12 protein-coding genes are annotated in these 12,023 nt (G+C 39.4%); 6 read left to right on the top strand and 6 right to left on the bottom strand.

Going from position 1 to position 12,023, the window contains the following annotated elements; all coding sequences use genetic code 11:
• Positions 1-94: 94 nt before the first annotated feature.
• Positions 95-370, bottom strand: coding sequence for a hypothetical protein (locus tag MHB45_RS27575; RefSeq protein WP_338567196.1), 276 nt, complete (start codon positions 368-370; stop codon positions 95-97).
• Positions 371-406: 36 nt separating this feature from the next.
• Positions 407-730 carry a hypothetical protein gene (locus MHB45_RS27570; RefSeq protein ID WP_048682552.1) on the bottom strand — a complete coding sequence of 108 codons (324 nt, stop codon included), beginning with the start codon at positions 728-730 and terminating at the stop codon, positions 407-409.
• Positions 731-1,233: 503 nt separating this feature from the next.
• Between MHB45_RS27570 and MHB45_RS27565 the strand changes: the two genes are divergently transcribed.
• Positions 1,234-1,443, top strand: coding sequence for a hypothetical protein (locus tag MHB45_RS27565; RefSeq protein ID WP_048682560.1), 210 nt, complete (start codon positions 1,234-1,236; stop codon positions 1,441-1,443).
• Between the two features lie 204 nt (positions 1,444-1,647).
• Here MHB45_RS27565 and MHB45_RS27560 read toward each other — a convergent pair whose 3' ends face one another.
• Positions 1,648-1,869: a hypothetical protein gene (locus MHB45_RS27560; protein ID WP_048682563.1), complete on the bottom strand. Its 222-nt coding sequence runs from the start codon at positions 1,867-1,869 to the stop codon at positions 1,648-1,650.
• Between the two features lie 173 nt (positions 1,870-2,042).
• Positions 2,043-2,432: a hypothetical protein gene (locus tag MHB45_RS27555; protein ID WP_142398518.1), complete on the bottom strand. Its 390-nt coding sequence runs from the start codon at positions 2,430-2,432 to the stop codon at positions 2,043-2,045.
• 149 nt (positions 2,433-2,581) lie between these two features.
• Here MHB45_RS27555 and MHB45_RS27550 point away from each other — a divergent pair, with 149 nt between their 5' ends.
• On the top strand, positions 2,582-3,118 hold the full coding sequence (locus MHB45_RS27550) for a DUF3967 domain-containing protein (protein WP_048682569.1): 537 nt from the start codon (positions 2,582-2,584) through the stop codon (positions 3,116-3,118).
• A gap of 106 nt (positions 3,119-3,224) precedes the next feature.
• Positions 3,225-3,500, top strand: coding sequence for a DUF5839 family protein (locus MHB45_RS27545; protein WP_226990441.1), 276 nt, complete (start codon positions 3,225-3,227; stop codon positions 3,498-3,500).
• Positions 3,501-3,890: 390 nt separating this feature from the next.
• Here MHB45_RS27545 and MHB45_RS27540 read toward each other — a convergent pair whose 3' ends face one another.
• Together MHB45_RS27540 and MHB45_RS27535 are read right to left on the bottom strand one after the other, a co-directional pair.
• Entirely contained in the window at positions 3,891-4,256 is a 366-nt protein-coding gene (locus tag MHB45_RS27540; protein ID WP_048682577.1) for a hypothetical protein, read from the bottom strand.
• Between the two features lie 6 nt (positions 4,257-4,262).
• On the bottom strand, positions 4,263-5,435 hold the full coding sequence (locus tag MHB45_RS27535; RefSeq protein ID WP_048682580.1) for an Alp7A family actin-like protein: 1,173 nt from the start codon (positions 5,433-5,435) through the stop codon (positions 4,263-4,265).
• A gap of 239 nt (positions 5,436-5,674) precedes the next feature.
• Between MHB45_RS27535 and MHB45_RS27530 the strand changes: the two genes are divergently transcribed.
• The 3 genes from MHB45_RS27530 to MHB45_RS27520 all read left to right on the top strand — a co-directional run bounded on the left by MHB45_RS27530 (position 5,675) and on the right by MHB45_RS27520 (position 12,021).
• Complete coding sequence (locus MHB45_RS27530; protein ID WP_048682583.1) at positions 5,675-6,241, top strand: hypothetical protein; 567 nt, start codon at positions 5,675-5,677, stop codon at positions 6,239-6,241.
• Positions 6,242-6,648: 407 nt separating this feature from the next.
• The gene (locus tag MHB45_RS27525; RefSeq protein ID WP_048682586.1) at positions 6,649-8,577 is read left to right on the top strand and encodes a primase C-terminal domain-containing protein; all 1,929 of its coding nucleotides are present in this window, start codon (positions 6,649-6,651) and stop codon (positions 8,575-8,577) included.
• Positions 8,578-9,180: 603 nt separating this feature from the next.
• A complete protein-coding gene (locus MHB45_RS27520) occupies positions 9,181-12,021 on the top strand; it encodes a hypothetical protein (protein ID WP_048682589.1) in 2,841 nt (946 codons plus the stop codon).
• Positions 12,022-12,023 lie beyond the last annotated feature (2 nt).

Here is a 12,023-nt window from a genome sequence, read left to right as displayed (position 1 = left end):
TTATTGTACATGCCAAGTTACAGTAGTAAACATATTCAGGAAGGCCCGCCCCTGTATTAGCTGTAAATAAGCTGGTGCAGGGGTTATTTTTTATTTACCCTTTGAAACCAGGAGGTAGCTGCGGAATCTCCGGCACTTTTCCAAAGAATATGAACTCATCAAGCATTTCTTCAATGATTAGCCGGACGGAAACCGGATCTGCCAAGTGATTGCCGTCTAAGGGACAATACATAATGTCGCCGACTGCGTTGCCTTTATTAGCCGCCAATTCCTCTAGAATACATTGTACAAGCATCTTTTCACCAATTAGTACCCCATCGAAGTAATTTAACCAACCAGAAATACCGTTCTTTGTACCTTGAACCAACATACTGAAACCTCCTAGAATAATAAAGTTGGTACGGGGTTATTTTGTGTTTAGCTTCCCGTTTTTCTTAGCATAATACTCCCTAGCACGTTCACGTACCTGTTCCCCATGTTTCTTATAGTACCTTTTGGTGTACACAGGTCTTTTCTCATTGTACCTTTTCCCATATTCAACAAGACATGGTCTACATTTGCTACGCGTACCGCCTAAACCTGCCTTTAAATTAGGGAAGTGTTCCAACTCCAGCATTTCACCACAACCACTGCATCGCTTTGAGATAATTTCACCATTAGCCTCGATGTATTCAGTGCCTCTTCTATTTTTCTTTATGACTTGATTAACTTTCACATCTATTTCATCCACGCTGACACTCTCTCCCTCCCTGATCTCGCCAATCCCAAATCTTTTCCTCTTATCATACCAACAATCTTTCCATTATTTAGCTGATAATGCTTGACTTAGGTTTTGAGGGTTTTCATACTCGGGCTTCGAGGACAGGAATACGGCTGGTAGACAGACTAACCCCTGTGAAAATTATGAGGTTGAAAGTCTGTCTATCATACTATCAAACTCGTTGTGATTGAGTTCAGGTATCCGTATGTTCAGACGTTGTATAGACGTTTTAGCGTTATGGACGATACGGAACAAATAGAAAGGCTTTCGGGCATAACCCTTAAAGCGGCTGCAAAGTCTATTGTAGCAATATATAAAAGTAAAGGTATAATTCCTTCCGATACAAGACTACCCTCTGACATAACGCGTTTTGAACAAGATATAACGGCTAGAATGGACCAGCAAGACAAAACCATAGAAAAATAATCCGAACTGATCCGCGTTTTAGTTGAACGTTTACGAAAAGTCTAAATATGAGGAAGAACGAGATAAAAGGTTTAACTGACCGTTTAGATAAAATGGTCTCTGAAGTATCCGCTGCCGTGGTAAAGAAGCTGGAACAGAAAGACGAACAGCTTTTATTAATGGCCAAGGAAAATATGGAATCCACTAAAAAAGAAGTGGCTGCTGCTAAGGAGGAAATAGAAGCTATTAAATCAGAAATAGAAGCAGAAAAAAACTAAAAAAAGGATTCATTGCTCGGATTTTCGGTAAGTGAAGACACAAACTGTGCAGCACAACAACCCGAATTCAATAAGGAATTCGGGCCAAATCTTCAAGGGTTCTTTGAACATAACTTTCCCTTATTGGGTCCTGCCAGCAAAAGCGAATAACATACGTTACAGCCTTCACACCCCAAAAGAAGGGGAAAGGTTTGTTTTAACAACTTAATTACTTTCCTCTTGATCGCCTTGTTCGTTAAAAAAATGCAATGCGATATACTGTGACCATAAGCCATACCCAAAATAAAAAAGCATGGACTTCCAGCCTTCCGACTCAGGAAAACCTACATTTGGATAAAACATAAGATGAAAACCTATCAACACTCCATTAAAAAGCGAAAGTGTGGAAGCTGCTACAAAAATCCCTTTGACTATTCTCTTATTCATCCAATACCACCTTTTTATATCCTAGGGGGACAGCCATATGAAACAGGTCATCCCCAAAACGATAAATGCTACAAGAAGTCCAAAATTGCGTTTTGAGTGTGGATAAAATTTAAATTTGATAGCGATGTTGTGGTACCCGCATTAAGTAAAAGTTAATCGCCTCCAGCGACACGTTATTTTGAAGAAGAACCACTACTATTGGAAGAACTAGAAGAACTAGAAGAACTAGAAGAACTAGAAGAATTGGCTGATACTGCAACCGCACCAGCACCACTTGAACTACTTGAACTACTTGAAGAACCATTAGAACTACTGCCTGAACCAATATTAGAAGAACTGGAACCATTGGTTGCTGTTGAATCCTCACCTGTACCACTTGAACTTGACTCAGATGAAACTTCAGAACTACCTGAACCTATATCATGAGAGTTTGTTTTCTGTTTATCATCTATTTTACAGAACCACCAACACAATAAAATATTAAAGCCTATTCCAGTTACTAATAGAAATACAATTCCAAATTCAGTATTTAAGAATTTCTGATAAAAAGCTGTATCATACATTTCATCACCCATTTTAGTATGTGTAAAACATGTATTTTAAATAAATGTAAAAATATGGTATGAATGCTACTGTTGGATTAGTAGTTTAACGGAAAAGGTTTTTTGGCTCATCTGACGAATTATTACTATAAAGAAAAGAGGTGAACGCGGTGAAAAACGCTGAAGAATTTGGTTATTTTGCGAAGGACGTTGCAGCAGATATTGAAATTACAACCTCAACATTAAGGAGATGGTCAATCGAATTAGAAAAAGAGGGATATACCTTTCAACGTAATGTCAAAGACCAACGTATTTACTATGAGCGCGATTTTAAGGCGTTCAGGGAGTTAAAGAAAATGCTAGGAAATCAGGTTCCGTTCGTAGACGCTGTAAAAGCTGTTTCATCAACGGATTTATCAAAGAAAAATGCCTTAAAGTCGCCTAACGTTTATACGGATGAATTGCATTTATCAAGGCGTGAATTAGAAGAGATTGTGACCCAATCTGTAAAAGAGGCCATAAAAAGGGATCGAGAAAACATGTTTCAACTGTTTGAGAAGAAACTTGATAATACGATTGAGCGCCGGGATAACTTTTTAATGGCAGAAATCCAGAAAGTCCGAGAGGAAAAAAAGCAATTGATTGAAGAAGTAGCAGCTGCAAAAGAGCAAGAAAAAAAGCCTTTTTGGAAAAGGCTTTTCACATAAATCTATATCATATTAGTTTAACTTATAATAAAATGATTTTTTATATGAGTATCGAAAGTAGAAATAGGGTAACTAAAAATGATTATGTGAAATAAGGGGGATAATGATGGAAAATAATACGATAGCTGCTTTTCATGTTTTGAGCAAAAAGGACGGAATTATAAAATTATATACCAAGAAAATGTACAATTGGCATATACCTAAATTTTTGAGAAAAGAGCCAATTCAACAAGGAGATATTGTTTTAGTTCGTACTGCAAATGGTGTAGCACGTGTGTTAGTGATGCAGGCATTTCGAGAAGAATTTGAGGAGACACAAAAGCGATATAAAAGAGTGATCAAAGTAATAGAAAGAGCACCCAAAAAAGAACCTGTTAGTTAAGTAATGAACGTGATTTTAAGAAGTTCAGAGAGTTGAAGAAGTTGTTAGGGGATCATGTCCCGTTTGTAAACGCTATAAAAGTAGTTGTATCAACGGATCTATCAAAGAAAAACACTTCGCAAACCCAAGCGTTCAGACAGATGAATTGCGTTTGACAAGGCGTGAATTAAAAGAGATTGTGAGCCAAGCTGTTGAGGTAGCCGTGGAAGAAGATCGGGAAAAAATGTTTCGAGTATTTGAGAAGAAAATTAAATAACGCAATTGAACGCAGAGACAACTTTCTAATGGAAGAAATCCGAAAAGGCAGTGGGAAAAAACTTATTGAAGAAGTAGCAGCTGCAAAAGGGCAAGAGAAAAGCCCTTTTGAAAAAGGCTTTTCAATTAAAGGGATTAAAAATCTATATCATATTCCTCATCGATGGATCCAGTTACTTCCTCGGTGGCTAGATCACCTTCTTTTATATCCTGCTTTTCTTGAAATTGAATGGCTTGCTGCTCGTTGGCCACAGCAAAAATTTTTTGATCGATTTTTTTGCTGAGCTCTTTAAATTCTCTTTCCATTTGTGCTTTCATTTCTTTCATTAAATCATACATCGTTTTTTTGTCTTTATCTTCGTTCATATCCCGTTCAATCAACTCAAAAGCATAAGATCGAAAAGACTTATCCGGCATTTGCTTTAGGCGTTTTTCAACGTAATTATACATTTCATCGGACATCTGACTTGTCCGACAATTGAAAACCGGTTTTCGTTCCATCTGTTCTTACCTAGACCCAACGGATTGGGATTGATTTCTTTTTGCTTCTTCAGCACGGCTAAGAATTTCTAGGCCGAATAAATTTACTTTTCGTGCTTCAGGGTGAACGATGTGATTTGTTTCCGCGATCTCACGGCCGTAACGTTCTTCAGCTACTTCTTGAATGGCTTCCTCGATCACAGGAGCCACACCGCCAATATAGACGTATTTATAAACGCTGTCTTTTGGAGCTGGAAACGCACTTTCGCTTTGAGTGATTTTAATGGTTGCATATTCTTTCAATGATTTTTTTATCGTATCCGTTAGATCATATGTTTTACCTGTGTTTCCGTCACGGCGCTCAAGCTTTGATTTATTGATATTCGTATAAATGAATTTTTCAAGCGCTCTTACTTCTTCGAAGTGCTCAATTAACTTACTTTTACGTAAGTCCTCTAAATGGCTAAGGAATGGAACATTCGTGAAGTAATCGAAAGAATCACGGTTTTTTGGAGCCTTTAAGCCGGCGGGTAATAGTACTAGGTCGTCCGTTCCTCCGCCTAAATCTACTAATACGACATCATAATTTTTGAATTGTTCAGCTTCCTTGTTATCTTCGAGATCGAAATTCTTTTTAATTGCCCACCTTGCAACTTCAGACTCAACTCGACATTTAGATGCCTTCACTTCTATTTTGATTTCTTTTTCCATTCCGAAAGTGAGAATTTTTACTTGATGTTCTCCGGAAAAGCGCGAGGCCATGTTTTCTTGCATTTCACTGAATTTGTTTAATTTCTTCAGAAGCCAAATTGGCAGCATCGTTTGAAAATATTCGATCGTTACTTCGTTATCACTTTTTTCACCTTTAATAGCTTGGTAATAAGCTGTTGCTGCAAGGAATGTAACTAAAGGGATGTGAGATTCAACTTTATTATGTAATTTCTTGATGTGGTTGTTTCCTAAGACTTCTTTTTCTGCAATTTCACCAACTAAGAAAAAACGTTCTTTTCCCTCGATTGTAGTAGAGATTAAAAGTCTTTCTAAAAGCTCTTCTGGATCATCGATATTAGATGTGAAATACCCAGCTGCCTTTTCTTCTGAAAGCTCGACTACATTTGTAGGGATTTCAAAATAATATCCATCGATTAGATTCATATACATGCTGTTTCCAAAGTCTACGTTAAAACGTGAGATATTCATTGTAACCTCTCCTTTAGTGTATACGGTTTTTATTATATTATCATCTAAAAACCTAATTTTCAAGTTTGTGTATACAGTAAAAAATCCTCATTTTAAAGGAACTGTAATATGTTATTATCTATTATGTATACATTATTAATAAGTGAATACACTGATATAGAATGACGCCAAAAAATAGTGGGAAATATAATAGTCATGCTATACTAAGTGACAAGTTTGATGTAAAGGAGTTAATTTTTATGCCGCATTTAATTTCGCTTACGGGAAAGCCGACCGGTAAGTTACGGAAGAGTCGAGTAGGGTTTTCGTTTGACTTAGAAGAAGCTGGGGCTGCGGATGCACCAAAAGGCTTACCTAAAAGTAAAAAAATTACCTATACGGTATTTATGAATCAAAAACAGTTTAATAAATTAGGAGTCACACAAGGAGAATTTCACCAACACAGGTATGTGGTTGATGGAGAGCCTTATTTGGATTTTTCAATCGAGGATTGTCCTGGGGAAATAGGGGTAATTACCTTTACAATCAACTTAATTCCCGAAAAACTGAAGAAAGATCAAATTTATCCTGAAGGAACAGTTGCTATAATACCGATGAATGCTATTAAAATTCCTCAGGAGTTTAAGCAGAATCCACCTAAAGAGGAGAAAATAGAACAAATCATTGCTTTTTATAAGGAGCACCAAATGATAGATAAACCAATTCTAGTCACTAGAAATGGATTTAAACTTGTTGATGGTTATACTCGGTACATGACTTTACGAAAATTAACTCAACAAAAAGCACCAGTTTCTTTTGAGGTATAAAAGTGAGTCGAAGAAGTGGTTTTTAAATTTAATCTTGTCGAATGTTTGGATTTCCTATATCATTAGAGATGAAAACTTTACCAATTCAATTAAGTAAACGTTAACATACATATTTTTAGGCAAATAAAAACAGAACAGCGTTATTGACGCTGTTCTGTCTGAACTTCAAGCTTACCGAATTAAGCTCGAAGTCATGCCTGTTGTTTACAAGTTGCACATTTTATAGTGCATTAATGTAAACAGTATACCATCAGTATTGCCTTTTTTTCAAGGGGAAATACTGGTTACAGGCATGATTTTCTATGATTATATGGCATTTTTTTGCTACATAGAATCCTAGATTTCGAGATTAGCTGGTGGGCTTGAAGCCCACCAGCTTTTTTTATTTCTAGGAGGTGTATCATGCAATGAACGCATTAACAAGCATTTATAGGGATCAGCTATCCGAAGCACCAAAAAAGAAAAAGGATAAGAGCCAAACGGGTTACAGCAGCCATTTAGGATGGGTGTTTGTTTGCAATCGTTTCAATGAAAAACCGAAAGCCATACGTACATACCACTCTTTATACAGCGTGGCAGAAGCTTATACATATTTCACTCCTAACACGTTCTATCGCAATGATAGTCGGGAACAAGCCACTTTACGATGGGTCAATGCTTTGTCTGTTGATATTGACGTAAAGAACGGACAAAATGAACGCTTAACCGTACCGGAGGTATTGGATCAGGTGACAGCTGCGGGCTTAGAAACCCCTTCTTTAATCGTTCAAACTCCTTCTGGTGGTTTTCATGTTCATTGGTTCCTGGAAGCGCCTAAACGCGCATTCAAGCCAGTTATCAAGCATTATGAACGCGTTCAACGCCTGATCGCTACGGCCATAAAGGGGGATGTTCAAGCAGTAGGAGCTGAACGCTGGTTCCGTATGCCGACTGAACAAAATACGGTTTTCCAATCCGAAGCTCGTATTTCTTTTGATAGTCTATGTGACTGGTACTCTATTCAAGTGGAAGAGCAAGAGGAAGAAAGAAAGGCTATTTGCGTGAATGCGTCTAGCCTTCTTTCTCATCCGGCCATTCGGCACCTTCTGAACGGCGTAGAGGAAGGACAACGAGACAACACTTGCTATACGCTTGCTTTGGCTTTTAAAGTCGCAGGATATGACGAGATGGACACTGAAGGGCAGCTGCAAGACTGGAATACTAAAAATACGCCATCTTTGTGTCAAATTGACATTAAACGTAAGGTAAAGAGCGCGTTTAAACCAGGTGCACCGGCTGCGCCTAGTTCCTATTGGATTTGTACGCTTTCCGGAATGCCATTTGCGTATCAAACTTGGGAAGAAGCTAAGCCCCGTACGGAACGAAAATACAGTCATTACAGCGAATGGGAAGAGGATGTGATTGCTCACATCCAGTTTCGTGGTGGCTCTATTTCCGGTTCTCAACGGGATTTAGCTGAAGAAATCAGATCCTCGGCCAACAAAAAACAAACCATTTCCTATTCCACATTTAAACGGGTTATTGATCGCCTCGTAAATAGCGGTCAGATCGCTAAAATCGTTGAAGGGAAAGGCCGAGGTCAAGTTACGACCCTAACTATTCAGGAGCAATCAAACGTTGTAGAAATGACTTCTGTAGCTTCTGTTGAGGCGGTGGAAGACACCCCTAAAGAAAATGGGCTCAATTCAAATACATTTATAGATCAGGTGGTGGGTGGGGCCGCACTCTCTTCTGTTGGTGCTGGTGTTATTTTAAAGAACAGTCCCACAAAGACTATAGTTACGTATTCTTCTTCTCCTTTACTTGCGCCTATTCCTACTAATGTTCCTGATCGCTTTGTTAGTGCGTTATGGAATAGAGGTTTTAAGGATGGACGGTTTATCTTTGGTGCCTGGGGGAAAGTGCAACTGGCGTTTAAGGCTTATTCTATCCCTTACAAGGCGATTGCTGGTTCTGTTGACTATATGCAGCTTGTGAGTGAGGCTGTCGAGCTTACTGCGGTTAAAAAGGGTTCTAACCTAGATGGGGATTTCAATGATTCAGACAGCTTTTTCAAGTATTTATATGGCACGGTAAAAGGGCTTCTTGCTAACTATCGAGCTGAAGAACTGGCTTGTTTTGTTGAAAGTATTGAGGGCTTGTACATGGCCGAATTGCTTTCAATTGGATGCGATTTAGAAGAACAGCTACAGGAAAAGCAGGTCGTAGATCGAGGGTTACTTGAGGAAAAATTGTTTGAATTGGAGCGTGAGGAATCGGCAGTTAGACGCCGTGAAGTTGCTCGTAAAAGACGGGAAAAAGGGTTGACTCCTTTACTGTTTGATTGGGTTGAATAAGCAGGAATAAAGGGTTGAGTTCTATCCTGTTTTAGATTTTTCAGGCATAAAAAGTGCCAAAATCAATTAATGATTTTGGCCCAAAACTACAACCTGTTCAATCTCCACGATCTCATTTTACATTATAATTAATCTATAATATTAGGTGATGTTTAATGTATTATTTAATGCATAATATAGCCTATTATATATGCTAATTTTATCAACTAAAAGCAGTATAAAAGTAGCGTCTTTGGTGTTTTATGGTAAACATACCATGAAATTAGGTTTAACACCTTGATACATATGCTTTTCTTGTATATAATGGAAATAGGGGAAATTTTTAAGATTCTCTTACTGAGGATACTCCATATTAAACACTTTTAATAGGAGTTCCGATGTAAGCAGACGGCTCTTGATGCTCCAAGTTCGTCCAAAATCGATTATCCCCCCGGTGGCCCCCCCCCCCGGCCAAACTGGCGGAAATCGCGCTTGAATGTTCAACACCTATTACCCTCTTTTTTAATCAGCTTAGACGCTCTTACATCCCAGACTTACGTTCCTTGACAACTTGATCTCTCTCTCTTGCCTTCTGCTTTTCTGTCGAGTAGAGGAGGCGATCTATTGCAACCGAAAGAAAATAAAAAATCTAGCGACAATCTGTTTAATGATTTTATCGATATGATGCTGGATCACCCGAAGCGATCTTTTGTTTTTTTGCTTTTGGTTGGAACAGCAACTGGTGTATGGAAAAAGGAATGGGTCCTTTCCCTGCTCCCATTTTCAGAGCAGGATGTGCAGCGTTGGATTGAATTGGCACAGACTGCGTTTTTAATGGCTTTGATTACTTTTCTCGTTTTATGGGGCGTTCGCTATTTGTTTTATATTTTGAGGATTCAGCGGACCTATACGTATATTCAGTTGTTGCCTCATGCGGATGATGGTTCCTCCAAAGAGGATTTATCCAATTTAATGCGGCGTATTCACGGATCCAAACGAAAATGGTTTGAGCGGCTTTTTAAAGGGCGGGAATGGTTTTCTTTTATGATCTATCGCAATACCGAGAATGAAGGCACGAAGTATTGTTTTTATCTTGGTGCTGAACGCGATTATTTGGAAACTTTAAAGTTTACGTTTAAGACCGTGTATCCCCGTCTTGAATTTTTTCCTGTGGAAGAGCTTTCTATTCCAAGTAAAAAAGCGGTTGGTGGTCGGTTAAAACTAAAGAGTAATAGTTTGAAAAAGTCCTTGCCTTTATCCCGGTATAAAGGCGATCAGCTGCCAGCGGTTCTTTCCATGATGGAGCGGGATACCTGGCTACAAGTTGGATTCAGTCCGAATGATGGCTGGAATCTCCGAAAAGCGATTGAAGAACTTGAAAGTGACATTAAAAGTGATGGGAAGGCTAGCGAGCGTTCGACCTTTGAACAACAAGAGTTAAAGAGCTTAAAGCATCGCTACTCCGGAAATGAGGTGGCTTTTGACTGTACAGTGTCGATGGCTTCTGAGTACCATCCTGGCGTACGGGTGATAAAAAGTGTAGGGAATACCATCGCCTCCATCGTCAATGACATTAATCAGCTGCGATATAAAAAATTGCGGCGATCCGTGCAATGGTTCCCAACTTCTTTTCCTTATCGGATGGTGTGGACTGGTTCGGAGTTGGCCAATCTCATTCATTTGCCGAATTTTAAAAATGACACGATGCATAATCTTTCTAACCTGGTGATCCATGCTGAAAGAGGGACAGAATTACTTCCAGAAAATGTTTTGAGCAGTGAGGGAGGTATTTCGATTGGTCATCTTTATCATCCTTTCGTGAAAGACCGTGAGGTTTGTGTACGTCCGGATTCATTAGGAAAACACTTTGTTGCTACTGGTTTAAATGGATCCGGAAAATCGTCTCTGGTCAATAAACTACTGATGAGTTTTTTTAAAGAGTTTTTAACGAAAGACCTTTCACCGGGCGTTTCATTTATTGATCCAGCAGGCGAAACGATTGTGACCCTTTTAAATCAGTTAATGAAGGCGGAAGCAGATGGCCATACGGTGAATTGGGATAAGGTCCATTGGATAGCCTTACGAAATACTGAATATCCTCCGGCGATGAACCTTTTGCAGAAGCTTCCAGGAGAAACGAATCAAACGGTGACCGATTCGGTTATGCGGATCATTCGGGAAAACTTTCAAATTGCTCCACAGGCAGAACGCCTACTCCGGAATTGTGTTCATTCCCTTGTGATGGATCCGGGAGAAACGCATACGATTCTTGGTGTTAAGCAGCTTATCAATGATTATGTATTCCGGGAACGTGTCATTTCTCGATTAAAGACGGTTCCAGAAGCTTTCGACCTTGTGGAGTTTTGGCGTAATGAAGCACCTGATTTAATCGAAATCAGTAAAATCCCTTTATTTAACCGGCTTGATACCTTTACCTCTAATCCTTTATTGCGGCGGATGTTTGGCCAAAAAGATTTTGGTTTTCCGGTGCGGAAGTGGCTTGATGAAGGTCATATTGTTTTATATGATTTCAGGGGTTTAGATGCTCAAGTCACATCCTTAATTGGAGGGTTTTTAACGTACTTGTATTATCGGGTCGCAGACACACGAGACGAAAACGGGGATCCGTTGCTGCATCAGTTTGTGATTGATGAAGCACCAAGGCTTCCTTCTTCGATTCTTCCTTTTATCATTCGGGAATCTCGGAAAAAGGGATTAAGTCTCGGGACCTTAACGCAATCTTTAACGCAGCTGACCCCTGATTTTCGGGATGCTCTTAAAGAAGCCCAAGGGAATTTCTTTGTTTGTAAACAAGGGAAGGAAGGCGCGAAAGAAGCAGCTGAGACGTTTAAAGTGACTGTAGGCGGCAAAGATGTGCCGATGTATACCGAAGCCCGGTTTAAGAGTCTTCCAACCTTGGTCGCGGCTATTCGTACCGAAGATACGATTAACGGTGTGAGTCAAACGGTCCAATGCCTGGTAGAAGCACCTCCACTGGATTTATACTTTCCGGATGGTCAGAAAGTTGATTTTGAAAATAAACCGGCACGAGCCGAAGCGAAACGACTGACTCATGAGAAAGCAAAAGAGCTTTCTTCCAAAAATGGATTTCATGAATCGGAAGTGGATCTATTGATTCAAGCGTATTTGAAAGGTGAAGAATATGTGCCGAATGAAGGCGGCAAGGTAAAGCGGGTGCGAAAAGCACCGATTACCCAACAGCCGAAAACACCTGTTCACCTCATGAAAACAAAACTGGTGGCAGCGGCAGCCGAAAAAGTGAGTGAAGAAGAGCAAGGAAAACAAGTTTCACCTGTTTTACAAGAAGTACCTGAACAAAAACAAGCGGCAGAGAAGCAAGAAGAGAGAGAAGAGATGACTATGGCAGCGTCGGGTAACCGGAATTATACAAAAGGTTCCATCTTACAACGACTTCAGCAGAAGGAAAAGGAGGATCATGAGTAAGG

This window comes from Peribacillus sp. FSL K6-5616, from assembly GCF_038008245.1.
Lineage (GTDB): Bacteria > Bacillota > Bacilli > Bacillales > DSM-1321 > Peribacillus > Peribacillus frigoritolerans.
The sequence above is the reverse complement of the archived record's forward strand: the minus strand, read 5'-3'. Positions and strand labels throughout refer to the sequence as shown.

What these genes read in the sequence shown, in the direction of transcription:
- MHB45_RS27525 (WP_048682586.1), top strand. Translation starts at nt 6,649, where the DNA reads ATGAACGCATTAACAAGCATTTATAGGGATCAGCTATCCGAAGCACCA.
- MHB45_RS27545 (WP_226990441.1), top strand. Translation starts at nt 3,225, where the DNA reads ATGGAAAATAATACGATAGCTGCTTTTCATGTTTTGAGCAAAAAGGAC.
- MHB45_RS27555 (WP_142398518.1), bottom strand. Translation starts at nt 2,432, where the DNA reads ATGTATGATACAGCTTTTTATCAGAAATTCTTAAATACTGAATTTGGA.
- MHB45_RS27575 (WP_338567196.1), bottom strand. Translation starts at nt 370, where the DNA reads ATGTTGGTTCAAGGTACAAAGAACGGTATTTCTGGTTGGTTAAATTAC.
- MHB45_RS27535 (WP_048682580.1), bottom strand. Translation starts at nt 5,435, where the DNA reads ATGAATATCTCACGTTTTAACGTAGACTTTGGAAACAGCATGTATATG.
- MHB45_RS27560 (WP_048682563.1), bottom strand. Translation starts at nt 1,869, where the DNA reads ATGAATAAGAGAATAGTCAAAGGGATTTTTGTAGCAGCTTCCACACTT.
- MHB45_RS27565 (WP_048682560.1), top strand. Translation starts at nt 1,234, where the DNA reads ATGAGGAAGAACGAGATAAAAGGTTTAACTGACCGTTTAGATAAAATG.
- MHB45_RS27540 (WP_048682577.1), bottom strand. Translation starts at nt 4,256, where the DNA reads ATGGAACGAAAACCGGTTTTCAATTGTCGGACAAGTCAGATGTCCGAT.
- MHB45_RS27530 (WP_048682583.1), top strand. Translation starts at nt 5,675, where the DNA reads ATGCCGCATTTAATTTCGCTTACGGGAAAGCCGACCGGTAAGTTACGG.